The sequence below is a fragment of the Brevibacterium sp. ZH18 genome (genome assembly GCF_022748595.1).
Lineage (GTDB): Bacteria > Actinomycetota > Actinomycetes > Actinomycetales > Brevibacteriaceae > Brevibacterium.
In genome coordinates this window covers 91,879-116,883 of the sequence record NZ_JALDSX010000005.1, presented here as the reverse complement: position 1 = coordinate 116,883, position 25,005 = coordinate 91,879, and the positions used below count along the sequence as shown (strand labels likewise).

General features: G+C 64.2%; 22 protein-coding genes. 5 read left to right on the top strand and 17 right to left on the bottom strand.

The annotated features are described in order from the left end of the window. Positions 1 to 356 precede the first annotated feature (356 nt). Positions 357 to 1,280 carry a metal-dependent hydrolase gene (locus MPN20_RS03585; protein WP_242779659.1) on the bottom strand — a complete coding sequence of 308 codons (924 nt, stop codon included), beginning with the start codon at positions 1,278 to 1,280 and terminating at the stop codon, positions 357 to 359. Positions 1,281 to 1,356: 76 nt separating this feature from the next. Here MPN20_RS03585 and MPN20_RS03580 point away from each other — a divergent pair, with 76 nt between their 5' ends. Both MPN20_RS03580 and secA2 read left to right on the top strand, forming a co-directional pair. Next, positions 1,357 to 3,117 (top strand): 5'-3' exonuclease H3TH domain-containing protein, encoded by a 1,761-nt coding sequence (locus tag MPN20_RS03580; protein WP_242779611.1) that lies wholly within the window; start codon positions 1,357 to 1,359, stop codon positions 3,115 to 3,117. A 42-nt stretch (positions 3,118 to 3,159) separates the two neighbouring features. Continuing rightward, positions 3,160 to 5,421, top strand: a complete 2,262-nt coding sequence (secA2, locus tag MPN20_RS03575) for an accessory Sec system translocase SecA2 (protein ID WP_242779609.1) — start codon at positions 3,160 to 3,162, stop codon at positions 5,419 to 5,421. Positions 5,422 to 5,599: 178 nt separating this feature from the next. Here the strand turns inward: secA2 and MPN20_RS03570 are convergent, their stop codons facing one another. The 5 genes from MPN20_RS03570 to MPN20_RS03550 all read right to left on the bottom strand — a co-directional run bounded on the left by MPN20_RS03570 (position 5,600) and on the right by MPN20_RS03550 (position 11,571). Then, positions 5,600 to 8,395 carry a DEAD/DEAH box helicase gene (locus tag MPN20_RS03570; RefSeq protein WP_242779607.1) on the bottom strand — a complete coding sequence of 932 codons (2,796 nt, stop codon included), beginning with the start codon at positions 8,393 to 8,395 and terminating at the stop codon, positions 5,600 to 5,602. Positions 8,396 to 8,402: 7 nt separating this feature from the next. Then, positions 8,403 to 9,170, bottom strand: coding sequence for a twin-arginine translocase subunit TatC (tatC, locus tag MPN20_RS03565; RefSeq protein WP_242779657.1), 768 nt, complete (start codon positions 9,168 to 9,170; stop codon positions 8,403 to 8,405). Between the two features lie 56 nt (positions 9,171 to 9,226). Beyond that, positions 9,227 to 9,541 (bottom strand): Sec-independent protein translocase subunit TatA, encoded by a 315-nt coding sequence (gene tatA / locus MPN20_RS03560; protein ID WP_242779605.1) that lies wholly within the window; start codon positions 9,539 to 9,541, stop codon positions 9,227 to 9,229. Between the two features lie 136 nt (positions 9,542 to 9,677). Continuing rightward, a complete protein-coding gene (locus tag MPN20_RS03555; protein WP_242779603.1) occupies positions 9,678 to 10,565 on the bottom strand; it encodes a WYL domain-containing protein in 888 nt (295 codons plus the stop codon). Further along, on the bottom strand, positions 10,549 to 11,571 hold the full coding sequence (locus tag MPN20_RS03550; RefSeq protein ID WP_242779601.1) for a WYL domain-containing protein: 1,023 nt from the start codon (positions 11,569 to 11,571) through the stop codon (positions 10,549 to 10,551). Before MPN20_RS03550 ends, MPN20_RS03555 begins: the two co-directional genes overlap by 17 nt. 40 nt (positions 11,572 to 11,611) lie before the next feature. Here MPN20_RS03550 and MPN20_RS03545 point away from each other — a divergent pair, with 40 nt between their 5' ends. Continuing rightward, positions 11,612 to 12,736 (top strand): DUF3866 family protein, encoded by a 1,125-nt coding sequence (locus MPN20_RS03545; protein WP_242779599.1) that lies wholly within the window; start codon positions 11,612 to 11,614, stop codon positions 12,734 to 12,736. Positions 12,737 to 12,752: 16 nt separating this feature from the next. Here the strand turns inward: MPN20_RS03545 and MPN20_RS03540 are convergent, their stop codons facing one another. From MPN20_RS03540 to dop, 7 genes are all read right to left on the bottom strand, one after another. After that, entirely contained in the window at positions 12,753 to 13,127 is a 375-nt protein-coding gene (locus tag MPN20_RS03540) for an FKBP-type peptidyl-prolyl cis-trans isomerase (protein ID WP_242779597.1), read from the bottom strand. Positions 13,128 to 13,208: 81 nt separating this feature from the next. Then, on the bottom strand, positions 13,209 to 14,165 hold the full coding sequence (locus tag MPN20_RS03535; protein ID WP_242779595.1) for an FKBP-type peptidyl-prolyl cis-trans isomerase: 957 nt from the start codon (positions 14,163 to 14,165) through the stop codon (positions 13,209 to 13,211). Positions 14,166 to 14,216: 51 nt separating this feature from the next. Continuing rightward, a complete protein-coding gene (gene pafA / locus MPN20_RS03530; RefSeq protein ID WP_242779593.1) occupies positions 14,217 to 15,620 on the bottom strand; it encodes a Pup--protein ligase in 1,404 nt (467 codons plus the stop codon). Further along, positions 15,620 to 16,309, bottom strand: a complete 690-nt coding sequence (prcA, locus tag MPN20_RS03525) for a proteasome subunit alpha (RefSeq protein WP_242779591.1) — start codon at positions 16,307 to 16,309, stop codon at positions 15,620 to 15,622. Before prcA ends, pafA begins: the two co-directional genes overlap by 1 nt. Next, on the bottom strand, positions 16,306 to 17,106 hold the full coding sequence (gene prcB, locus MPN20_RS03520) for a proteasome subunit beta (protein ID WP_242779589.1): 801 nt from the start codon (positions 17,104 to 17,106) through the stop codon (positions 16,306 to 16,308). Before prcB ends, prcA begins: the two co-directional genes overlap by 4 nt. Before the next feature lies 1 nt (position 17,107). After that, complete coding sequence (locus MPN20_RS03515; RefSeq protein WP_242779587.1) at positions 17,108 to 17,299, bottom strand: ubiquitin-like protein Pup; 192 nt, start codon at positions 17,297 to 17,299, stop codon at positions 17,108 to 17,110. 59 nt (positions 17,300 to 17,358) lie between these two features. Next, on the bottom strand, positions 17,359 to 18,885 hold the full coding sequence (gene dop, locus MPN20_RS03510; RefSeq protein ID WP_242779585.1) for a depupylase/deamidase Dop: 1,527 nt from the start codon (positions 18,883 to 18,885) through the stop codon (positions 17,359 to 17,361). Positions 18,886 to 18,917: 32 nt separating this feature from the next. On the opposite strand from dop, the gene MPN20_RS03505 reads away from it, so the two are divergent. Then, on the top strand, positions 18,918 to 19,322 hold the full coding sequence (locus MPN20_RS03505; protein WP_242779583.1) for a DUF3054 domain-containing protein: 405 nt from the start codon (positions 18,918 to 18,920) through the stop codon (positions 19,320 to 19,322). Between the two features lie 99 nt (positions 19,323 to 19,421). Here the strand turns inward: MPN20_RS03505 and arc are convergent, their stop codons facing one another. From arc to MPN20_RS03490, 3 genes are read right to left on the bottom strand one after another with little or no spacing between them, the layout of a single operon-like run. Continuing rightward, entirely contained in the window at positions 19,422 to 21,074 is a 1,653-nt protein-coding gene (gene arc, locus MPN20_RS03500; protein ID WP_242779581.1) for a proteasome ATPase, read from the bottom strand. Then, positions 21,067 to 22,194 (bottom strand): tRNA (adenine-N1)-methyltransferase, encoded by a 1,128-nt coding sequence (locus MPN20_RS03495; protein WP_242779579.1) that lies wholly within the window; start codon positions 22,192 to 22,194, stop codon positions 21,067 to 21,069. The genes arc and MPN20_RS03495 overlap by 8 nt, the downstream gene beginning before the upstream one ends. A gap of 46 nt (positions 22,195 to 22,240) precedes the next feature. Beyond that, entirely contained in the window at positions 22,241 to 23,401 is a 1,161-nt protein-coding gene (locus tag MPN20_RS03490) for a site-2 protease family protein (protein WP_242779577.1), read from the bottom strand. Between the two features lie 105 nt (positions 23,402 to 23,506). Between MPN20_RS03490 and MPN20_RS03485 the strand changes: the two genes are divergently transcribed. Continuing rightward, a complete protein-coding gene (locus tag MPN20_RS03485) occupies positions 23,507 to 24,316 on the top strand; it encodes a PD-(D/E)XK nuclease family protein (RefSeq protein WP_242779575.1) in 810 nt (269 codons plus the stop codon). Between the two features lie 27 nt (positions 24,317 to 24,343). Here the strand turns inward: MPN20_RS03485 and MPN20_RS03480 are convergent, their stop codons facing one another. Continuing rightward, complete coding sequence (locus tag MPN20_RS03480; RefSeq protein WP_242779573.1) at positions 24,344 to 25,003, bottom strand: HAD family phosphatase; 660 nt, start codon at positions 25,001 to 25,003, stop codon at positions 24,344 to 24,346. Between the last annotated feature and the right edge of the window lie 2 nt (positions 25,004 to 25,005).

Below are 25,005 nucleotides of genomic sequence, written 5' to 3'. Positions count from 1 at the left end.
ATTACGCCGCTGCCCTGAAAGATATTGAGCCGACACCCCCGCCTTCGGACCACGTTGTGAAACGAGTTATCTAATGACAGGGGCGCCGGCTCCATCCCAGCTGCTGTGGAATGACAACAACGAATCTAGTGGCTTACGCTGAGTTTGCAAAATCCCTCTGACCTGGGGTTATGTTCAAATCCGCAGGTCAGACGCAAGCAAATCTCTGCAAAATTGTTGTCAATCGGCGTGTCGTCTTGATTCGGCAAGCTACTGATGCGTATTCGGTCCGAATGAAGCCTGCGAAAGTCCCACCAGGCGACACCTCGAACCGTTAGGCAGCTGCCTCAGGCCTGGCTGCGAGTGGACAGGCTGTGTCAGAGCGCGACGCGCGTCGGCAACGGCACGTCGGGTGAGAGTTCGGGCAGTCCCGGGGTACCCGAGCGCGGATCCGTGCTCCACGCCGCGACTCGAGCGTCGGCGACCTGGACGACGAGCCGTTCGACCTGCCAGCAGACGAAGTCAGCCTCAGCTCCGGGGGCGAGGACGCCGCCTTCGGGATCGCCTGCTGCCCGATGAGCGAATCGCGTTGCCGTGTTCATTGCGGCGCGGGCGCCGATGCCGTTCTCACCGATCACGGCGAAGCGCACACCTGCCCACGGCGATTCCTCCGAGTGCGTCAGGGACACCTGCGCACCGGCGGAGAGCAGCTGTGCCAGAGGCTGCGGCCTGGCGGCATCAAGGGTGATCGCCACTCCGCAATTGCCCAAGGCAGTGACGAAGCGCTCATCGATGTCGAAGTCGAGGAGGAGTCGGTAGCCGTTGCGCTGGGCTAGTGCCGCGTTGTCGCGCAGACGATCGAGGACCTCGCCGAGGCGCTCGTTCGACTCGATGCTGATGTAGAGAGCCGTCTCGGGCGGTGTCTCTTCCGCCAAGAAGGCCTCGGCACTCATGGTCGCCCGCTGCGCAGCCGCCTCGGTTCCCCACTCGGGGTAGGCGACGATCCGCAGATCCTCCGGGGCGTTCGCCGCGAACTCGGCGACCGCCTCGGCGCTTCCGAGGACGTGCGCGTGCGAGAACCCGCGCTCGACGAGCTGAACACCACTGGGCGCACCCTCACCGAGGACAAGCCCCGCGTGGACGAAGCCAGGAGTCAGGAAGTCCCCTCCGAGGTCGATCGCCTCCGGGTCCAAAGCCTGTGCGGCCTCGTCGGATCCGATGAACGAAACCTTTCCGTCCTCGGCCCCGAGGGCCGTCGCGAAGGGATCGACACTGCTGTAAACATCTCCACCAAAGTACATAGTCACAGCCGACAGGCTACACCGTCGCGACTCGCCGCTACACTCGCGTCAGCGGCGTCGGGTATCGTCATCGAGTGTGAAGCCTTTGGTTCTGATCGATACGCCCGCCCTGTACTACCGCGCCTTCTATTCGGTGCCCGATTCGATCGTCAATGATGATGGCCAGCCGGTCAATGCCGTCCGAGGTGTCCTCGATGCAACCGCACAGATGATCCGTCGGTTCGACTCCGCCCGCGTGGTGGCGACGATGGACGCGGATTGGCGCCCGGCCTTCCGCACCGCAATCCTGCCCGAGTACAAGGCGGCACGGGTCAAGGACGAGGAAGCCGGTACGGAGATCCCACCCGATTTGGCCGTCCAGCTGCCGATCATGCGCCGTGTGCTCGCCGCGGCCGGCATCCCCATCGCCGAGGTGGACGGAACCGAGGCCGACGATGTCATCGCGACCATGGCCGCCCAGTCCCAGTCCCCCGTCGTCATCGTCTCCCCCGACCGTGACCTCCTTGCTCTCATCGACGCCGACACCGATGTCAGTGTGCTCCGCCCCCGCAAGGGCGGCGAGTGGGAAGCCATCGCCCAGTCCGATCTGACCGCTGCCTACGGCGTGCCCGACGGCACCCGGTACCGGGAGCTCGCGGCTTTGCGCGGAGACCCATCGGACGGTCTACCTGGGGCGCCGGGCATCGGAGAGAAGACTGCGGCGACCCTGCTGGAGAACTTCGGTTCACTCGAATCGGTCATCAAAGCGGCCAAAGCCGGGGTGAAGACGGGCGGGCTGAGCCCCAAGCGGGCGAACACCCTGATCGAATACGAAGAGGCCCTGCACAAGACCGTCGAAGTCATGCGGTGCCTGACCGACGTCGCCCACGGCATCGACCTGGAATCCATTCCCGGGCAGCTCGACCGGCGGGCGCTCGAGGACGCCGCCCAGGGGCAGAACATCCGCCGCTCGGTCGACAACCTCGTCGCGGCGCTCGAAGCAGCGAGTACGACGCCTGCCTCGACCGGGCCACGGCAGGCTCCCCCGCAATCGGCAGCTCCGATTCCGAACCGCCACAACTCGACTGGAAGGGCCGGCGACGCTTCGGCAGGACAGGCCGGCGACGCTTTGGCAGGACAGGCTGGCGACGCTTTGGCAGGACAGGCTGGCGACACCTCGGCTCCTTGGTCGCAGGCACGACTGGTCGGATTCGATCTGGAGACCACCGGCGTCGACCCGGCGACCGCCCGAATCGTCACGGCCGCCTTCGTCGAATCCGCCGACAATACACGGACTTGGTTGGCCGACCCGGGCGTCGAGATTCCCGAATCAGCTCGCGCCGTCCACGGAATCACCACCGAGTTCGCGCGTGCCAACGGCGCGCCCGCCTCCGAAGTGGTGGCACAGCTGTGTGCGGTCCTCGCCGACCTCCGCACCGAAGGCGCCGTGCTCGTCGGACACAACATCGTCTACGACCTCAGCGTCATGGCCGCCGAGGTCAGACGCCATCAGCCCCACATCGACCTGGCCGCGATCATTCCCACGATCGTCGACACCTTCGTCCTCGACAAACAGGCCGATAGGTTCCGAAGAGGCAAACGGACACTGACCGCGACGGCAGCGGCATGGAAGGTCGAGCTCCTCGATGCCCACGATGCGGCCGCCGATGCCCTAGCCGCCCTGGACATTTCCCGAGCATTGGCCGTGAGCTCGAAGGAAATCGCGCGGCTCACCCGCGACGAGGTCATGAGCGCCCAGGGCGAGTGGAAGCGCGCCCAGGCGGCTGACCTGCAGGCATTCCTGCGCAGCAAAGGCAACACCGATGCTGTCGTGGATGGCTCCTGGCCCATGTCCTGAACGATAGAATCAACTGCGACCATCACTCGACGAAGGACGATAATGGGATTCTTTTCTCGCTTGCTCAACCGCCCCGGCGCACAGGCCGACCGAACCACGGGCTGGTTCGACAGGGCCGCCGACGACATGGCGGCTGCGAGCCGTGAGTACGCGGAGCTCAGCGACAGCGACCTGACAGAGGCCGCTGCAGAGATCTTCACCGAGGGAACCCAACAGGACAGCCTCATCCGCTACTGTGCGCTCGCACGGGAGGCCGCAGAACGGGCCCTCGACGAACGCGCCTACGACACTCAGCTGCGCGGCCTCGTCGGTCTGCTGCAGGCGAATATCGTGCAGATGGCCACAGGTGAGGGCAAGACCCTCGTCGGAGCACTCGCCGCCGCTGGCTACGCCCTGCAGGGCAGGCGTGTGCATGTGGTCAGCGTCAATGACTACCTCGCACGTCGTGACCGCACCTGGATGAAGCCGGTCTTCGACCTCCTCGGCGTGGAGTCGGCATCCATTTCCGCCACCCAGGACGAAGACGAACGCCGTCAGGCATATCGCGCCGAAGTCCTCTACGCCTCGGTCACGGAAGTCGGGTTCGACGTGCTACGGGACCGTTTCGTCACCGATGACGATCAGATCCGCGTGGCCGATCGCGATGTCGTCATCGTCGACGAGGCCGATTCCGTGCTCATCGACGAGGCACGCGTGCCGCTCGTTCTGGCCGGATCAGCCAGCGTCGAGGATGCGAACTCTCAGATCGCCGCCCTGGTCGAGACCCTCACACCCGGTACAGACTACGAAGTCAGCCCCGACCACAGGGCGGTCTCCCTCACGGACGGGGGAATCAACCGGGTCGAAGCCGAACTCGATGTCGAGCTGTTCGGCGATGACGCCTCCGACCTGGCAGCAGTCAACCTTGCCCTGTATGCGAAGGCTCTCGTCAAACGCGATGTCGACTATCTCGTCGTCGACGGTCGGATCAAACTCATCTCCGCCTCCCGCGGTCGAGTGGCCGAACTCCAGCGCTGGCCCGATGGCCTGCAGGCGGCCGTCGAGGCCAAGGAGAAGGTCGGCACCACAGAGAGCGGCGAGATCCTCGACCAGATGACCGTCGAAGAGCTCATCCACGGGTACGAGACTGTGTGCGGCATGACGGGAACCGCACTGGCAGTCGGTGACGACCTCCGCGAGTTCTACCGCCTCGAAATTGTTCCCGTCGAAACGCACCTTCCTGTCGTCCGCGTCGACGAGCCCGACCGGCTCTACACCTATCAGGAGTCGAAGGAGCGCGCGATCGTCGACGAGGTCGCCGAGAACCATGCGAAGGATCGTCCCGTGCTCATCGGCACCTCGTCGGTGGCCGAGAGCGAATCGCTCGCCGCTCGACTGACAGAGCGCGGGATCGAGGTCAAGGTCCTCAACGCGAAGGACGACTCGCTGGAAGCCGAGATCATCGCCGCGGCCGGTGCCCCAGGGGCCGTCACGGTCTCGACCCAGATGGCCGGACGCGGAACGGATATCCGACTGGCCAACGAGTCGGTCGCCGAAGCCGGCGGACTCTTGGTCATCGGTGCCGGACGCTATCTCTCCTCGCGCCTCGACGACCAGCTGCGTGGCCGTGCTGGGCGTCAGGGCGATCCTGGCACGTCAGTCTTCTTCACCAGCCTCGAGGACGAGCTGCTCACCCGTGTCCCGGAGATCCAGCGCTTCGTCTCCGAAGGCGACGAGACCGGATGGATCGAGTCGAAGCGAGCACTGGGCCTCGTCGAACATGCTCAGCGCATCGCGGAGGGACAGAACACTGCACTGCACCGTGACACGTGGAAGTTCAACGAGCTGATGGCCAAGCAGCGAGAGCTGGTGCTCACACGCCGTCGGGAGCTGCGCACAGAGGACGAGGCCATCGACGAGCTCAAGGCCCGCCTCGGCGAAGTCTCCGATGATCTGGCCAAGGATCATCCGAGCGAGCTCATCGACTCCACCTTCCGCGAGGTCATGCTTTTCCACCTCGACTCACGCTGGGTCGATCACCTCGCGTTCCTCAATGACCTGCGTGAGGGAATTCACCTGCGCACGTTTGCTCGGGAGAAGCCCCATGAGGCCTTCAACACTGAGTCGATCCGCGTCTTCTCCTCATTCTGGTCGGACGTCGTCGACGATTCGGCCACGACGATCGAAGAGGCGGATTTCACGGACACCGGGATCGATCTGGCGTCGCACGGACTCAAGCGCCCGTCGTCGACGTGGACCTATCTGACCACCGAGAGTGCGTTCGGCTCCGACATCGAGAACATCGTCAAGAAGGTCAAACGCTGACGCAAATCTCCCCGATAACCCGCCGCTGACGCAGTCCTCCATTTCTCGGGGACGTGTCAGCGGCGGTGTCGTTTGAGCGACTGAGGTCGGTTCAGCGGCGGTGTCGGTTGGGCGGCTGAGGTCGGTTCAGCGCCGCAGTCGATTCACTGTCTGCGGATGCACTGCGAACGTCGGCTACCTAGGAGTCGGCAACGACTCCGCGGCGGATGGCGTCGACCGTCCGGCGGATGCGCACAGCGGTCTCTGCCGGCGCCACCTCGGCAACCTGGCCCAGCAGATCGAGGCTCTGCTTGGCCCAGCGGACGAAGTCACCGGCGGCAATGTCCGAACCGCGCAGCGAATCGGCGAGGTTCTTTCCCTCGGTCCACCGATACATCGGCTTGAACAGCCCACGATCGGGTTCAGCCGTGGTCGGCAGGGCGTGCTGCTCTTCGAGTTGGAAGAGCTTACGCCAGATCGTCACCGCTTCATCCCCGTTGACTTTGAGATCGCGGCTCGGTGCCCGTTCGGAGTGCAGGGTGTCACCTCGCCGGGACTGGTAGACGAAGCAGGAGGCGAAGGCCGCGAGCTCCGGTTCGACAAGACGGTCCCAGAGACCGGCACGCACTGTCAGTGCCACCAGCAAGTCCCGCTCACCGTAGATCCGGCGCAACATGTCGGAATGCTCCGGACCGAATCCGAGAGTCTTCAGGACCAGCTGGACGCGTTCGAAGACAAGCGCGATCGATGTCGTACGTCCTTCGATGCGTGCCACAAGGGAATCGTTCTCCTTGCTGAGTTTGGCTGCCCGGTTGGCCCACCGCGCATGCATCTCCCGATCCGGGCAGTCGTGGCACGGATGGGCCCGCAGCTGTGCAGTCATCTCCGCCACGTTCGAACTCACGCCAGAGGCCTTCGCCGAGGTCTCCCAGAGTGCCCCGGAATCGACCTTGCCGTCTTCCTTCGCGGCGCTGAGGATGGTCAGGAGCTGCCTGCGGTCACCGGCCTGGCGGTGGTTGAATTTCTTCGGAACCTTGATTCTGCCTTGGGCCGCGACCGGTTCGGTGACCTCATGGGGGCGCAGGTGCCAGACCTTGCCCTGTTCGGTGAGCACGGTCGGCAGTCGTGAGACTCCGTCGCGCGAGCTCATCGGGGAGATGATGACCGCGGTTCCCTCGACCCGTCGAGCGGGCAGAGTGATGATGTCGCCGACCTTCAGAGACGTCAGCGACTCCACGATCTCGCGCTGTCGATTCTTCGACTTGGTGCGCGTCTCCTGTTTCTCTGTCTCGGAGATGGCCTGGCGCAGCCGAGCGTATTCGGCGAAGTCGCCGAGCTCGCACTGCATCGACTTCTCGTAGGCCGCGATCGTCGACTCGTTCTTCCGAACCTTCTTCGCCAACCCCACGACGGCCTTATCCGCCTGGAACTGGGCGAAGGAGGTTTCGAGCACCTTGGCTGCCTCGGCCGATCCCATGCGCGAGAGCAGGTTCGCGGTCATATTGTAGGTCGGGCCGAAGGCCGAGTTGAGCGCATAGGACCGGTTCGAGGCCAGACCCGCGAGCTCGCTGACTTCGAAGCTCGGATGCCAGATGACGACGGCGTGTCCGATCTGGTCGATTCCGCGACGGCCGGCACGACCGGTCAGCTGCGTGTACTCCCCCGGGGTGATCGAGACATGTGCCTCGCCGTTGAACTTCACGAGCTTTTCGAGGACCACCGTGCGGGCGGGCATGTTGATGCCGAGAGCCAAGGTTTCGGTCGCAAAGACGACCTTGATGATGCCCTGCGAGAACAGCTCTTCGACGAGCTTCTTGAACTGTGGGATCATCCCCGCGTGGTGAGCGGCGACCCCCAGCAGGAGTCCTTCCGCGAACGAGTGGAACCCGAGGATCCCCAAGTCCTCGTTCGAGAGTTCTTCGCGCAGCTTCTCGAGCTCGGCATTGACAGTGACCTTCTCCTCACGGGAGTTGAGGTCATAGCCGGATGACAGATACTGCTCGACGGCCTCGTCGCAGGCGTTGCGGGAGAAGATGAACATGATCGCCGGCAGCATCCCCGCCTCGGCAAGTGAGGACACGACCTGTGTGCGGCTGGGCCTGCGGAACCGCGCACGCGTCGCTCTTTCACGCTTCGACCGCGGTCCGCCGTGGGTCCGTGTGGCATGGTTGAGCGCCGGGTCGATCCGATCCGAATCGTGATGGGTGAACAGGTCGTACATGCGGTGGCCGACGAGGACATGGTTGACCAGCGGAACCGGTCGATGTGTCGTCGAGATGATCGTCGTGGGTCCGCGTACCTCGCGCAGCCAGGCGCCGAATTCTTCGACGTTAGAGACCGTCGCGGACAGCGAGACCATCTGGACGCGGTCGGGAAGATGGATGATGACCTCTTCCCAGACGGGGCCGCGGAATCGGTCAGCGAGGTAGTGAACTTCGTCGAGGACGACGAACCCGAGGTCTGCCAGACCCGCGAGGTCGTTGTAGAGCATGTTCCGCAGGACCTCGGTGGTCATGACGACGATCGGCGCATCACGACGAATCGACGTGTCACCGGTGAGCAGACCGACATTCTCGACGCCGTGGACATCCATCAGGTCATTGAACTTCTGATTGCTCAGGGCCTTGATCGGGGTCGTGTAGAAGACGCGTTTGCCTTCGTCCCTCGCCAGTTCCACCGCGAATTCCGCAATGAGGGTCTTCCCCGCACCGGTCGGGGCCGTGACGAGGACGTCCTTGCCCTCCTGCAGCTGTGTGCATGCTTCGATCTGGAAGTCATCGAGCTCGAAGTCCATCCGCGAGGTGAAGCGACCCAGCGCCGTGCGAGACAGTGCGGACTGCTCCTTGAACCGCGCATATGCCTCGGCGGGGCTTGCCGGGGTGTCCGCGTCAGCCGGGTCGATCGAGATCGTCGGATCCTTCCGGCCCACCGAGGTCATCGGACCTTCGGCGTCGGATGAGTCGGATGAGTCGGACGGTCGCAGGGAATCAGTCATGCTTCTCTCAGTCAATCGGTTCGTCGGGGTCGACCCACAGGCCTTGTGCGATGAGTCGCTTCTTCCGCCTCCGGTCGCTGAAGACACAGATCACCCAGGCCACGCTGAACAGCGTCATCATCGGAATCACGAGGAAGAACATCGACATCGCATCGGGAGTCGGAGTGGCGATCGCAGCGAACAGGAAGACGAGCATCACGATGATTCGCCACGATTTGCGGATCCTCACAGCGGAAAGGATTCCCATCATGTTGAGTCCGACCATCAGCACCGGCAGAACGAAGGCGAGACCGAACACGACGATGATGACCATGACGAAGCTCAGATAGTCCTGAGCCGGGATGATGTTCGTACCACCGGCGGGTGTGAACGACGTCAGGGCCTTCACTGCGTTCGGCAGGGCGAAGAAGGCCATGGTGGAGCCGGCGAGGAACAGAGGAATGGCGGCTCCGAGGAATCCGACCGAGTACAGCTTCTCCTTCTTCGTCAGTCCCGGAACGATGAACGCCCAGACTTCGTAGAGCCAGATCGGACAGGCCAGGAAGATGCCGATGAAGAACGACAGCTTGATCTTCAGGTCGAAGGGCGAGGCCACTCCGGCGAAGTTGATCTCAGCAGTGCGCCCGCTCGAACTCCGAATGGTGCGGATGGGCTCCTGCAGAATGTCGAGCACCGGGTCGTAGAGGAACCATCCGGCGACGGCACCGAGGGCGATGGCGATCGCCGCGATGAAGAAGCGGTTCCGGAGTTCGACCAGGTGCCCGACGACGGGCATCTTCTTCTCAGGGTTCTTCTTCCTCGACGAGAACGATCTCCGGGAGCTGTTCTCCTTCACTTCTCGTGAGACTGCGGATCCTGCCTGTCCTGCGCAGGCTGCTCAGCCTTAGCAGACGCTCCCGGCTCGGACGCGCCGTCGGCACGAGGCTGGGCCACGGGCTGCTGGGCAGCAGGCGTCGAGGGGTCACGGTTCAGTTCACCGGGTTCCGTGGTCGTGGGCTCATCCTCGTCACGCAGGTCCTTGATCTCGGACTTGAAGATCTTCATCGACTGGCCCAGGCTTCTGGCCAGCTGCGGCAGCTTGGGGGCACCGAAAATGATCACGATGATGAGGATCACGATCGCGATCTGCACGAAACTTGGTCGCATGGGGACTCCTTGACTCTTGTTGGCTCTCTACGATTCTACGCCGTGTGGATGCGGCTTTCATACCTGCCGACGGGCACGTCACAGCGGTGGCGACATGTTGCCAGGACTTGTACAGCAGGCCCTCAGCCCAGCCGTGTCAGCCCAGCCGTGTCAGCGCCGCGTCCACGGCTTCGCCGTCGTCGATCTCTGTGATGACGTCGGCATGGCACAGCAGGAACCGACTCAACCAGTCAATGGAGTGCACTAGGAACCTGATCCGCACACTTGGCTCACCGTTGGCGGAGTATTCACGCTCTTTCAGCTCGAGTTCATCTGCCAGCCACGCGCCGGCCGCCGACAGGGTCATCGTGACCTCGCGCGGATTCTGGTCCGACGTGCCGGTGGCCAACGGCGGATGGGCCGCTGTCGTCCATGACCGGATTCGGCTCAGTGCGAACCGCCGTGGCGCCTGTGCCGAATAGCACCAGGCGTCGAGGTACCAGTCGGCGCCGGGGACCAAGCGGCTGGGGGCCACGATGCGTTTGGTCAGCTCATCGCGGGAACCCACGTAGTAGTCGATCTCGACGGCCGACTCCGAGTCGATCGCCTGCTTGAGGAACTCCATGAGCTCCTCGTCCGCAGGGATCGGTGAGACCTCGACCGTGGTGTGGAGGTTCTCCCCCGCCGCGACCCGCAGTTTGGCTGCGGCGCTGCGCACGGCCTCGGTGTCGAGTCCGGGCAGTGTATCGATGAGGTCGAGCGCGAGGACGAGGACTCCGGCTTCCTCGGCGCTCAGACGCACCGGGACGGAGACCTCCTCGGCGTTGGAGATGTAGATCTTCCCGCCTTCCCAGGAGGCGTCGATGAGATCGTCGGGCATATGTCCGGGACGCCCCGTGACGAAGAGCAGCTGCAGATCGTCGATGAGGGTGTCCGCGGCGATGCCGAAGTAGACGGCAGTCTCTTCGAGGTCGGCTCCGGGATGAGCATCGAGGTAGGGCACCAGGCTCAGCAACCGGGTCAGTCGCTCACGCGCTGAGGACATTGCGGCCTCCGAGTCGTTCGAGGGACTCTCTGATGGTCTGGCGGCGAGCGTCGACGGCCTGGACCAGTTCATCGGGTCCGATCACCTCGACGGCGTCTCCGAAGCTCACGATCTCCTCGGCTAAGGCCGCCGCGTCCGTGAATTCGATGACGATCGTCTCTCCGTCTGTGCGCACCTGCCGGCGACGCAGCGGATCGGCTCGATGTGCGCCGAGGCGCAGCGTCGCTTCGCTCACAACGGCCATCTCGGTGCTCGCGTTCAGCGCCACGTGCGGGGCAAAGTCGGCGGGAATGTCATAGTCGCCCGGTTCACGGCCTCCGAGCTTCGACAGTTTGCCCTCGACCCGGGAGAGGCGGAAGGTGCGTTGAGCCTCACGGTCGAGGTCGAAGCCCAGAAGGTAGACCCGATCGCCGCGACTGAGCAGAGCGTAGGGTTCGAGCCGGACTCTGCGAGGGTTCTGTCCCGGTTTGTGGTATTTGAACCCGATCGCCTCACGCACGTTGATGTGGTGCAGCGCCGTGGCGAAGTTCGCACTGCCGAGCTTCTTCGCCGCCGGTCCCTGATGTGCGTCCTCGCGCCCCGAACCGGTGTCGCTCAGATCGATGCCCAGGGCCCGTAGTTTGGTCAGGGCCTGGGAACTGGACTCACCGAGTTCCGTGTCAGACCAGAACTGTGCGGCGACGGCCACGGCGGCTGCCTCGGCGGGAGTCAGATCGACGTCGCCCATCGCATAGTCGTCAGCGGAGATCCGGTACCCGGTCTCCCCCACATCGCCGTAGGCGTCGTGTTCCGATCGTGTGGCGATCGTGATCCCCATGTGCCGCAGCAGCTCCTTATCACGGGAGAATTTGCGGTCGAAGGCGATGTCGTCGAGGCCCTCATATCCCTCGATCGCGTTCATGAGCGTCTTCCGCGACACCCATCCCCGGGCGGATCGAAGTGCGATGAGCAGATTGAGCAGCCGTTCGGTCTGCTGTCTCTGTCTGCTGGGGCGGGGTGTGTTCACGATTCCACCGTAACCTACTGCGGGCGATAGTCTTAAGACCATGATTCATTGGCGCAGAGGAATCGTGACCACGATTCGTTCCACCCGGCCAGGATACACAGAGGTCGAGGCCGATCTTGACCAGGCCCTGCCGGGTACGACGATCACCCACATCAGGGCCGTTGCCTACACCGAGGCGGTCGGTGACCCGCAGGTCGGCGACACCGTCCTGCTCAACGTCTCGGCACTGGCCAAACGCTTGGGCACGGGTGGCTTCGGCCTCGTCGTGGCCCTGCCCGATGCTCTTCCAGCCGACCCTCCCGAGGGTCCGGGTCATCTCGTCAAGGACCGATACTCTCCGCTGCAGACGATGGTCCTCGGCGTCGACGACCAGGAGTCCGAGCACCATGAGACTCTGGCACACGCGGAGTCGCTCGACGCGATGCCCGTGCTCGTAGCCGATCTGCATTCGGCGCTGCCCGCGATCGTCGCCGGCATCCGGGCCGAGAACCCGGATCTGAGAATCGCATACGTCCTCAGCGACGGCGCAGCCCTGCCCGCGCGGTTCTCGCAAGCCGCGGCCGGACTCAAGGACGCCGGCTGGCTGGAGGGGACCATCAGCACCGGACAGTCGTGGGGCGCCGATCTCGAGGCGGTGACGATCCACACCGGGCTGCTCGCAGCCAAGCACGTGATGCACGCTGACATCGCCATCGTCGCGCAAGGGCCGGGCAACCTCGGGACCGGGACGAAGTACGGATATTCGGGGCTCGTCACCGGCGAGCACCTCAACGCGGCTGCGCTGCTGGGCGGAGTGCCCGTCGGAGTCCTGCGCATGTCCAATGCCGATGCCCGCGGCCGCCACTTCGGTGTCTCGCACCATTCGCTGACGTCTCTGGCAGAGATCGCCCGTCCGGGAGTCAGGATTCCCGTGCCGGACTTCTCGACCCTCGCCGAGGCGGACCGTGGGGAGATGGAGGCCGATCCGTCCGGATTGGACGAGGTCACGGCCGCCCAGCTCACGACCCTGCACATGCACAAGCTCGTCGACGTCGACCTCGACGGACTGTGGACGGCGCTCAAGTCCTCCCCTGTCGGTCTCTCGACCATGGGACGCAGACTGCCCGCCGATGCAGCAGCATTTCTCGCTGCTGCCGCGGCGGGCAGAATGGCTGCCGGACTCTGAGCCCCGGCTCAGAGTCTCAGCGCACGTTCTCCAGATCGCAGACGAAGATGAGGCTCTCACCGGGCTTGATGACGCCGCCGGCTCCCTGTTCCCCGTAGGCCAGGTGTGGTGGGATCTGCAGGGTCCGGCGTCCGCCGACCTTCATTCCCTGGATTCCCTGGTCCCATCCTGAGATGACCATGCCGGATCCCAGGCGGAATTCCAGCGGGGTTCCCCTGTTGTACGAGGCGTCGAACTCCTCACCGGTCGAATGGGCGATGCCCACGTAGTTCACGCTCACGGTGTCGCCCGGCTTCGCCTCGGCGCCGTCTCCGATGATGTCATCGACGATGACGAGTTCGGTCGGTGCTTCTGCGCCGGGGAAATCGACGACTGGTTTCTGCTTGCTCATGGTGTCTCCTTGAGTCGTAGTTCTGGGGTATCTGTGATCTCAGCCGTGGGCTGAGGGACTCTCAGCCGTTGGCCGAGGGACTCAGCCCTGGGCCGAGAGGATGTCGATGACGAAGACGAGGGTCGCGTTCGCCGGGATGCTCGGCGGGCTGCCCTGTTCTCCGTAGCCCTTGTCCGGTGGGACGACGAGGACGATCTGGCTGCCGACCTTCGCTCCGACGAGGCCTTCGTTCCATCCTTCGATGACCTGAGCCTGACCGACCGGATCGACGGCGAAGGGTCCGCGTCCATCCTGCCAGCTGGAGTCGAAGTATTTCGAATTGTCGTCCCAGAGCCAACCGGAATAGTTCACGGCTACGCTCTGGCCCTTTTTGACCTCGGGACCTTCGCCTTCGATCGTCGTATAGGTTTCGAGCTTGCTGGGCGCCTTGCCCTTGGGCTTTGAGATCGACGGCTCGCCGTTGTCGGCCCATTTGACCGTGACGGGGTTCTTCGACTGGTCGGCTTTCTTGCCCTCGGCGCGCGTCAGCGGCTTCGTGGTCTTCTCGATGTCGATGACGTAGACGAGAGTCTGCGACGGCTGGCCCTGTTCAGCACTTCCATTGAGCGACATGAGAATGCGGGATCCGACCTTCGAATCCAGGAGGGCGTTGTACAGGTCCTCGGAGATCTGGTTCTTGTCCATCGGGAACCCTGCCGGCGACTTCGAATCGTAGCTCGACTCGATCTGCTTGCCGGTCGTGCCCGAGATCAGCGTCATCTGCGCCGAGACCTGTTCCCCGTCGGCGACCTTATCGCCCTTGCCTTCGCTGACGACCGTCTTCCCGGTCTCACTGACGACCAGCGGGGCTTCGAAGCTGACCTTCGGCTTCTCACCGAACTTGCCCTTGACAGTGATGTCGTCGAGGCTCGTCGACTTCGCGTCCTGCGCAGACACGGATGGTGGGGCACTCGCGGTGGAGTCCGCATCGTCGCCCTGCCCGCAGGCGGAGAGCAGCAGGGTGGCTGCGGCGATAACGCTGAGCACTTTTGTGCGCACGTGTTTCCTTTCGTTCAAGACCAGATCTCTGAGATCGTATACGCCGAAATCTTACAGGCCCGCGATGAGAGCTTCTGCCTGCGGGTGCGTGGGCTCGAAGGGGTTCTTCAGCGCCACAGCCCGGCCGGATTCGTCGTTGAGACGCAGATGCACCCAGTCGACGGTGTAGTCACGACGGGCAGCGTGGGCGGCACGGACGAACTCTCCGCGGATCGCTGCGCGCGTCGTCGCCGGCGGCACGTCCTTCGCCTTCTGCCTGGCGGCATCGGGAACCAGGTTCTTCGCCAGTCCCGCAGCCTCGAGCTTCGGGAACAGCCCGGTCTCCGGAGTGATGTCGTGGTAGGCGATGTCGAGTCGGTGGATCCGGGCGTCGTCGACGTCGCCGCTGCCACGCGCCAGCGACCGGTCGATGAGCGCCTTCTTCATCACCCAGTCGATCTCATGGTCGACGGCGGAGAAGTCCTGGGACTCGACGGCTTCGAGCATCCGGGTCCACAGGTCGATGACGTATTCAGCCATTCCGTCGTCGCCGAGGCTGTGGTCGCCCTTGGACACGAGCACACGGGCACGGTCGCGGTAGTCGGCGAGCAGTCCCAGCGGCGTGATCGACGTCCCGTCGGTGCGTTCGAGATTCACCTTGCCGGTGAGGTCCCTGGCGACGAGCCGGATGTCGCGCACGGGATGGCGCAGTCCGTGCTCGGGAATGCGGGCTCCGGCTTCGATCAGGTCGAGCATGAGGACCGCGGAACCGATCTTGAGCGCCGAGGTGGCTGTCGACATCGAGGAATCACCGACGATGACGTGGAGGCGGCGATACTTCTCCGCATCCGCGTGCGGTTCGTCGCGGGCGTTGATGATCGGCCGCGACCTGGTCGTGGCCGAGGACAGGCCCTCCCACATGACGTCGGAACGTGCGGAGAGCCCGTACATCATCTCCGAGCGCTTCGGGTCTTCGTCGGGGACGAACGACGACTGTGCGGGAATGATCGCGCCGGCACCCACCAGAAGCTGCCGGGACACGAGGAAGGGCAGCAGCACGGTGGTCAGCCGATTGAAGTCGAGGTTGCGGCGGATGAGGAAGTTCTCATGCGAGCCGTACGAGTTGCCTGCGGCATCCGTATTGTTCTTGACCATGTGGATCCGCCCGCCCAGACCATCGGCCTCAAGGCCGTCCTGAGCCTGGTTGAGCAGGTCGATCATCAGCGCCTCGCCTGCACGGTCCTGGGTGAGCAGGTCGGTGAGCGTATCGCACTCGGCCGTCGCGTACTCCGGATGCGAGCCGACGTCGAGGTACAGCCTCGAGCCGTTGGGCAGGAACACATTCGATGAGCGTCCCCATTCGACGATGGGACGGAACAGGTACCGGGCGATCTCCTCAGGGCCGATGCGGCGGTCGCCTTCGTCTGCCGAATGGGCGAGACCATATTCGGTCTCAAGTCCGTAGATACGTGCCATCAGTCCTCCCTCAGCTCCGCCATCTCGGCCTCACTGAGTCGTTTGAAGGTTCGGTGCCCGCTCGCGTTGCGGTCGAGGACCGCCGCCTCTAGGTCCTTCGTGGGAAGGGGCCCGTTCGTGGCTGCGGCGAGAGCGCGCACACCATGGTCGAAGACCTCGGCCAGCGGCAGCACAGAGGTCAGGAGATCCTTGAGCGTCGCAGTGATCGCGTCGGCCTGTCCTCCGATGGCCACATGCTCGGTCTCGTCCATGACGGAACCGTCGTAGCTGAGGCGGTAGAGCTGATCGGTCTTGGCCGTCACGCCGAGTTCAGCGACGACGAGTTCGACCTCGAAGGGCTTCGATTCCGTGGTGAAGACCCCCGCCAACGTCTGCGCGTACGCGTTCGTCAGACCGCGAGCCGTGACGTCCGTGCGGTGGTATGAATACCCGCGCAGATCCGCGTACCGGACCCCTGCCTGTCGCAGCGTCTCGAATTCGTTGTATTTGCCGACTGCGGCGAATCCGATGCGGTCATAGATCTCGGCGATCTTGTGCAGCGTAGGTGAGGGATTCTCAGCCAGGAGTAGGATGCCCTCGTCGTAGCGCAGCACCACGACCGAGCGGCCTCGGGCGATGCCTTTGCGGGCGAAGTCCGCCCGATCCTTCATCAGCTGTTCGGGTGAGACGTAGAACGGGGCCTGGCTCATGACTGTGCCTTCCTGGTCCGACGGGCAACGACCTCGGTGGCGGTGGAGAGAACCGCGGCGGACGGAATCTCCACGGCACCGTGCTCGAGGTCGACGGTGATGATCGTCGGTGCGATCTGTCGCACGAAGTCGGGACCGCCGGTGGCCGAATCGTCGTCGGAGGCGTCGAACAGTGCCTCGACGGCCACGTCGATCGCGTCCTCGGTCGCAAGATCCGGTCGCCAAAGCTTCTTCAGCGCACCGCGGGCGAAACCGGAGCCGGAGCCGATCGCGTGGAACCGGTGCTCCTCGTACTTCCCGCCGGTGACGTCGAAGCTGAAGATCTGCCCGGCGGGGGTCGATTCGTCGACTCCGGCGAACATGGGCACGACCGCCAGCCCTTGCATTGCCAGATTGAGATTGCCGCGGAGCATCGAGGCCAGCCTGTTGGCCTTGCCGCCGAGTGACAGGCGTGCTCCCTCGATCTTCTCGTAGTGCTCGAGCTCGAGTTGGAAGAGGCGGATCAGGTCGAGAGCCAGACCCGCTGTGCCCGCAATGCCGATGACCGAGAAGTCATCGGCGGCTTTGACCTTCTGCATCGAATGGGACGCGATGAGACTGCCCATCGTGGCGCGGCGATCGCCTGCCATGAGGATCCCGGCAGCAGTCCGGAAGCAGATGATCGTCGTTCCCTCCGGAACCTGATCGGACAGATCGCGTCCGCCCGCCAGCGGAAGTGCGTCGGGCGCTACGGCGCGCGCGAGCTCGACGAACGAATTGCTCGTCGAACTCAGAAATGCAGGAGAGAACCCCGACATCTCATTGGCCGCCCTTCTGCACGAAGTTGCGGACGAACTCCTCGGCGTTGGACTCGAGGACTCCATCGATCTCATCGAGGATCGAATCCACATTCTGGGTGTTGATCTGTGCCGACACCGCCTCGGGCGGATCGACCGGGGGCTCGCCGCCGCCTGCTGAGTGGTCCTTGTGCACCTGTTCCTGAGAACTCATCTGACACCTCTTTCGTCTCTCGTGGCTTGAGACAGCCACATCGTCGAACCGACTCCGCGTCAGTCCGTCGTGGTTTTCAGTCTATCCACTCCGAGCGCACGGAGAAGGCCCTGCGCGTCATGGACCTCGGCCAGTCGCTCTTCGAGCAGCTCGCGATTGCCCTTGAGCGGTTCGCTCATGGGCAGGCGCACGATCCCATAGTCGCCAGCGTCGAGGACAAGGGAGTCCCAGCTGGCCGCGACCAGAGAGTCAGAGAAGCGGGTCACAGCCAGGGACCGAAGGTAGGCCCGGGTGCCGTTCGGTGCTGTGAGCACGGCGGCCTCGACCTCCTCATCGGTGGTCAGGCGCCTGATCCGTCCGGCTCTCTCCAATTTGTGGAAGAGGCCCTTCTCGGGACGGATGTCGTGATACTGAACGTCGATGAGGGCGAGCTTCGGATGGTCCCAGTCAAGGTTCTCCTTGCTGCGATAGCCCTCGAGCAGGACCCATTTGGCGATCCAGTCGATGGAGTCCGAGAGGCTGCGCGGGTCCACGGCCAGGCCGTCGAGGAGGCGGCGCCATTCGCGCAGGACCTCGACGGTGTCCCCGTCGTCACCGGCGTGCTCGGAGCATGCGGCGTAGAAGACGTTCTGAATGTCAAGAGCGGTCATCGTGGTGCCGTCGGCCATCGGCAGCTTCGCACTCAGGCTGAGGTCGTGGCTGACGTCCCACAGCGACTGCAGAGGATCAGCGAGTTCGAGTGTCGGCGCGAGTCCGGCCTCGATGAGTCCGAGCACGAGTGAGGTGGCGCCGAAGCGCACGAGGGTCGCAGGTTCGGCCATCGTGGCGTCGCCGATGATCACATGGAGTCGGCGGTATTTGGCCGGATCTGCGTGGGGTTCGTCACGGGTGTTGACGATGGGTCGGCGCAGGGTCGTCTCGAGTCCGACCTGGGCTTCGAAGAAGTCGGCCCGCGAGGAGATCTGGAACCCCTTCTCCTCCCCTTCGCGTCCGATGCCCACCCGTCCTGAACCGCACAGGATCTGTCGGCTGACGAAGAACGGGATGAGTCCGGCGACGAGCGCATCGAATTCGACACCACGGTCGACGAGGTAGTTCTCGTGGGTGCCGTAGGACGAGCCCTTCGAATCCGTGTTGTTCTTATAGAGGTTGACCGGCTCGTCCGAGGATTCGAGGCGGCGCACAGAGGCCAGCCCCACGAGGTCTCCTGCCCGGTCATACGTGACGAGGTCGCGGGGAGTCAGCACTTCGGGCGACGAATACTCGGGGTGTGCGTGGTCGACGTAGTAGCGGGCACCGTTCTCGGTCACGACGTTGGCCAGGTACTGTGCTTCGACGGACTCCTGCGGCATGTGAGTCAGCTGGGAGATGTCGGCGTCGGCGACGTTCATGAAGAACCCGCGGGCATCAGCAAGCGGAGACTCGGTGGCGAAGTCCCAGAAGTTCTGGGAAGACTTCAGTCCCCGTGGGCCGGCGTAGGCGTCGACGACACGCGCCGAGTCTCGCATCGGGTTCGCGTGCGGATTGCCGGGCTGACTCAGGCCGAACTCGGTTTCCGATCCCATCACACGGTGCACACTGATCATCTGAACTCCCTCAAACGTCTAGACTCGGGGACGTGGCTGCGAAGAAATCTCATCTCCCGATCGCTCTGATCGTCGACCTCGTCCTAGTGGTCCTCTTCACGATCATCGGTCATTACACACATTCTCATAACTTCGACCCGCAGGGGCTGATGACCACAGCGTGGCCGTTCGTCGCCGGGCTCGTCGTCGCCTGGCTGCTCTCGGCAGTCTGGGACCGACCGATCGCTCCCCTGCGAACGGGAACCGCCGTCTGGGCGATCACCGTCCTCCTCGGTCTGGTCATCCGCGGTGTCACCGGCGCTGGCGGGGAACCGGGCCAGGTGCCGGTCAGCTTCATGATCGTCGCCACGACACTCAACTTCATCACCTTGGTCGGCTGGCGCGTCGTCGCCACTGCACTGACGGGCGGCGGGACGAAGACGCGTCGCCGTTCCTGAGCCGACGGGGTCCTGCTCGGACACCTCCGGAATCACACCCTGCGGACAACATCGGGACAACCTGGACACCCGGGATTCCGACCCCGTCCGAGCGTGAGCTCAGACCAGATCGGAATTCGGCGTGACCTCGGCGATATCGGTCTCGAGCGGCATCGCGGGAGCACCTCGGGTCGTATCGAGGTGCATCATCCGCAGATGCGTCACCCGCTCACCCTTGCGTCCTGAGATCCGCGCCCATTCGTCGGGATTCGTCGTGTTCGGGAGATCCTCGTGCTCGCTGAATTCCTCGGCGATAGCGGCTTCGAAGTGTTCAGGGTGCAGACCGCGCTCGCCGGTTTCGAGCAGCGATTTGATCGCGCCCTTCTTCGCCCGGTCGACGATGTTGTGGATCATCGCGCCAGAGGCGAAGTCCGAGAAGTGGAGGACTTCCTTCGATCCGTCGGCATAGGTAACCTCGACGAATTCGTTCTCGGGTGTCTGCGCGTACATGCGGTCGACACAGTACGAGATCAGCCCGGCGACCGCCTCGGCGGGGGTCGTGTGACCGGAGAGCACGCTCGGGTGCAGCGGCAACTCGTCGGTCAGGTACTTCTCGAAGATGTCCCGAGCTCCATCAGAGTCAGGGCGTTCGATGCGGATCTTCACGTCGAGGCGACCGGGACGCAGGATCGCGGGGTCGATGAGGTCCTCGCGGTTCGAAGCGCCGATGACGATGACGTTGTCGAGCTGTTCGACGCCGTCGATCTCGGTCAGCAGCTGCGGAACGATCGTCGTCTCCACATCGGAGGACTTGCCGGTACCGCGCGTGCGGAACAGGGACTCCATCTCGTCGAAGAAGACGACGACGGGGAAGCCGGCCGAGGCCTTCTCCCTGGCACGCGCGAAGATCAGACGCAGCTGCCGTTCGGTCTCGCCGACGTACTTGTCGAGCAGCTCCGGACCTTTGATGTTGAGGAAGTACGTCTTGCGCACGCTCGGAGCACCGGTCCGGTCCGCCAGCGAGTTCGCCACGGCCTTTGCGATCAGGGTCTTTCCACAGCCGGGAGGGCCGTAGAGCAGGATGCCCTTCGGCGGTTTGAGTCCGTGTTCGGTGTAGAGCTGAGGATGTTCGAACGGCAGCTCGACGGCGTCCTTGATCTGACCGATCTGGTCGGCCAGTCCCCCGATGTCAGAGTACGTGATGTCCGGAACCTCTTCGAGCAGAAGAGAGGACACCTCGGGCTTCTCGACGACTTCCAGCGCATAGTGCGTACGGGTGTCGACGACGACGGCATCGCCGACGCGCAGTCCGGCATCGACGAGGTCCTCGGCGAGGGTGTAGACCTGTTCGTCATCGCCGGGCGCACCGACGAGGATTCTGGTCTCGTCGACGAACTCACGGACGTTGACGACGGAGCCGACGGGGGCGAACGTGCCGGTGCCGATGATGACCAGGCCCTCTGAGAGCAGCACCTCGGTGCCGGCCCGCAGTGTGACCGGGTCGACCTCTGGTCCGACGGCCACGCGCATGCGTCGTCCGCCGACGATGACGTCGGCGGTCGTGCCGGCCTCCCCCACTGCGATGAGCGTGCCCCAGTTGTTGGGCGGCTCGGTCAGCCGACGGGCCTCTTCCTTGATCCGAGTGAGTTCGTCACGAGCAGTGCGCAGAGTCTTGGACAGAGCTTCGTTGCGCTTTCCGGCGCTGAAGAGCTGCTGGCGCAGTGACGCCGTGTCTTCGCGCAGGCGCTTAGCATCGGTCGTGGGCTCAGTCATTGGTGTCCTCCTTCGACTCTGTGGTCGCAGATTCTGGGGTTGCCGGCTCTGTGGTCGCCGGCTCTGTGGTCGCCGGCTCTGTGGTCGCCGGCTCGGTGGTCGGCTCGGTGGTCGGCTCAGTGGTCGGCTCAGATTGGTCCAACCGCTTGCCAGCCTCGCGCATCACGCGACGCAGCTTCTTGCCGTTGGCGACTCGTGTGCCGATGGCGGCCTCGGTCATCTCTGGGCCCGTCCAGGCGTCGACGTCTTCGGTGGCGGCCGCGGTGCCCTGCGGGCGCTTCTTCTTCTCCAGCGGAGCGACCCCGGGAGCCATCCGGCGGGCGATGACGAGGAAGCCGGTGTGGGCGATCATCCTGTGGTCGGGACGCACGGCAAGACCGTCGACGTGCCACCCGCGGACCATGGCCTCCATCGACTGGGGCTCGCTGAAGCATGCGGTTGCGCGCACGGCCTCGACGAAGCGTGAGAGCTGCGGCACTGTGGCCACGTAGGCGATGACGACTCCACCGGGTGTCAGCGCAGTGCTCACAGCCTCCAGCGTGGTCCAGGGAGTGAGCATGTCAAGGACAACCCGGTCGACGGTGCCGGCGTCGAACGTCTGCGGCAGCGCCTCACCCAGGTCGCCGACGGTGACCGACCAATTGTCGGGACGGCCGTCGAAGAAGTCGGCGATGTTGCCCTCGGCGATGCGGGCGAACTCCTCTCGGAGTTCGAACGAGTGGACCTCGCCTGCCGGGCCGACCGCACGCAGCAGGGCCATCGACAGAGCGCCGGAGCCGACACCGGCCTCGACCACGCGAGCTCCGGGGAAGATGTCGCCGAGCGTGACGATGAGCCCCGAGTCCTTCGGGTAGACGACTGCCGCACCGCGCGGCATGGAGAGCACGAAGTCCTCATAGCGGGGGCGGAAGACCTGAAAGTCGATCCCCCCGGTGTTCGTCACGATGATGCCTTCGGACCTGCCGATGATGTCATCGTGGCCGATGAGGCCCTTATGGGTATGGAAGAGCTCACCGGGGGCCAGCACGATCGTGTGCATACGCCCCTTGGGGTCGGTGAGCTGGATCTTCTCACCGGCTCTGAGAGCCCGGTCGGGTTGGGTTTGGCTTACCTGAGTCATGATGATTCCACTCTACGCTGACGGGAAGTGACGAGGCACACCTGGTTCAGGCTGCGAGAAGCTCGTCGAAGAACTCCTGGAGATCGATGACGCCCACAAGGGTGTTCTCATCCATGACGAGGCTGAACTGCGCCTTGGGACGGTGAGTGAGCGACTCGAGGAGGTGCGGGGCTGTGATGTCCTTCGGCACGCCGATCCATCCGGCCAACGGCCGAGCGACCTCTCCTGCGGGAACCTGCGCCAATGATTCGGCCAGGCGACCGGCAGCGGCGTGCCTGTCGACGAGACCGTAGGGCAGTCCCCTCTGGTCGAGCACGACGATGAGGGTGCGCTCCTTGGCGTTACCCAGCGTGTTCGCGTAGTCGAGCGTGTCGGCGAGGTCAGCGTCCCAGGTGGCGGCGATGGCCGGCTGGATGACCTGTGAGAGGTCGTAGGTCTCCATCTTCCGGGCCCGCTTCGCATGAGTCGCGGCGTCCCCTGCGGAGAACCAGAGCATGATGGCGATGAGTGACATCCAGGCCACGGTCAACGGATCCGGGCGCTCACCCGCGAGCAGTGGGGTGATGACCGACCAGCCGATGAAGCCCACGGCGATGACTCGACCGACCCAGCTGGCCACGATTGTGCCCAGGTACTGCGACCCGGTGATGCGCCACATCAGGGCCTGCAGGGCCCAGCCGCCGTCGAGCGGGATTCCGGGCAGCAGGTTGATCGCACCGAGGGCGCCGTTGGCGAATGTGACCGCGATGAGCAGCATCCACGGCACCGAGGCGGGGGTGACCGCACTCAGGCACCACCATCCCAGCAGGGCCAGGACGATATTGACGATCGGGCCGACGATGGAGATGACGAAGCTCGTCAGTGCGGCCTTGTCGCGCGGGTTCTCGATCTGGGGTTCGAACCGGGTGAAACCGCCCCAGATGTTGAGCTCGATCGCTGCGACCTTGAGTCCGTAGAACTGTCCGGCGACGCCGTGTGCGAGTTCGTGGAGGAACACCGAGGTGAAGAGCAGGACCGCGTAGGTGAATGCGACGAGCCAGACCCAGGGGCCCAGGTCAGGGCGAACCGAATTCAACCATGGCGCGAAGAGGATCGTGATGACGATCGCGGCAAGGAACCATGACCATGCGAGGATCACCGGGGCGCCGAGAACAGTCCCCAGGCGCAACCCCGAAGAGGCACCAGTCTGGTGATTTTTCGCGGCCATCTAAGGAATTCCTCTTGCTGGGGGTCGGGAGTTCAAGCCTAACAGCGACCGGGGTGCCGACGCCTGCCGACGCGTCGTGTCAGGCCGAGTCGTTACAGTGGTTCCATGGCCGAGCTCATCAGTCTTTCGCCCTCGCGGGCCAACGACTTCATCCAGTGTCCGCTGAAGTTCCGTTTCCGCAGCATCGACAAACTGCCGGAACCTCCCTCTCAGGCAGCGTTCAAGGGCACAGTCGTCCACTCGGTCCTCGAGCAGCTCTTCACGCTCCCGCCCGACGGCCGCACCCAAGAGGCTGCGGATTCTCTGCTGCGTCCCAGCTGGGACGCGCTCGTGGAGAAGGACCCCAGCGTCCTCGAGATCTTCACCGACGAAGGAGACAAGGAGACGTTCTTCACATCCGCCAGATCTCTGCTTCGCGCCTACTTCTCACTGGAGTTCCCCGAGCATCTCGAGCCCGACGAGACCGAGAAGTTCGTCCGCACGACGCTCGATAACGGCCTCGAGCTGCGCGGCTTCATCGACAGGGTCGATGTGGCCCCGGGCGGCGAGAAACGTCTGGTCGACTACAAGACGGGCAAACAGCCCAAACCCCAGTACGGTCGGGAGGCGAAGTTCCAGATGGGCTTCTACGCTCTCGTCGAATACCGACTCACCGGTGAGCTCGTACACACTCTGCAGCTGATGTACCTAGGCTCGCAGAGCGTGGTGAAGTCGCATCCGACGATGAGCGACATCGAACGCACCGAGTTCGAGATCGATGCGATCTGGAAGGACATCATCACCGCTGCCGAAACGGACAAGTGGCGGCCCAAGAAGTCTCCCCTGTGCAACTGGTGCACGTTCAAACCCATCTGCCCGGCGTGGGGCAACAGCGCGCCTGCGACCCCGGAGATCACGCGGATAGTCGGCGCCTGAGGTCACGCCGGTCGTCAGTCCGTCAGATCACGCGCTTCGCTGGGCAGTGAGCTCGCGCAGGTCGTCGACTGTGGCCCCTTCGAGGCTCGACCACAGGATCCGGTCGGGCTTCGCTTCGAGGTCGACGAGATGAGGGATACCGATCGCGATCGTTCCCGCCGCCTCGGCGCTGGCCAGTCCCGGCTTCGAGTCTTCGAGCGCGACACAGAGGCCCGGCTCGAGACCCAGGCTTTCCGCACCTTTGAGGTAGGGTTCCGGATCGGGTTTGCCGGCACTGACCTCATCGCCGGAGACGAGTCCGACGAAGCTGCCGTCGGGGCAGGCCGCGATGACAGCTTCAGCGAGTCGCCGGTAGGACATCGTGACCATCACACACGGAATCCCCTCTGCCACGAGCGCGGCGAGGAAGCCGAGGGCCCCGGGTCGAAACGGTACGTCCTGCCGGATCTGGGCGATGACCTCGTCGAGGAGCGTGTCGACGATCTGCTCCGCAGGCAGGTCGAGACCAGCGTCGCGCATCATCCCCGCCGAGGTGAGCAAATCGTTGCCCACGAATTCCAAGCCCTGTTCGTCGCTCCAGGGGATTCCGTGGGCGTTCATCAGCTCGGTCTCGGCCCGGATCCAATAGGGTTCCGTATCGACCAGGGTTCCGTCCATGTCCCAGAGGACTGCCGCAGGATTCGTCATGG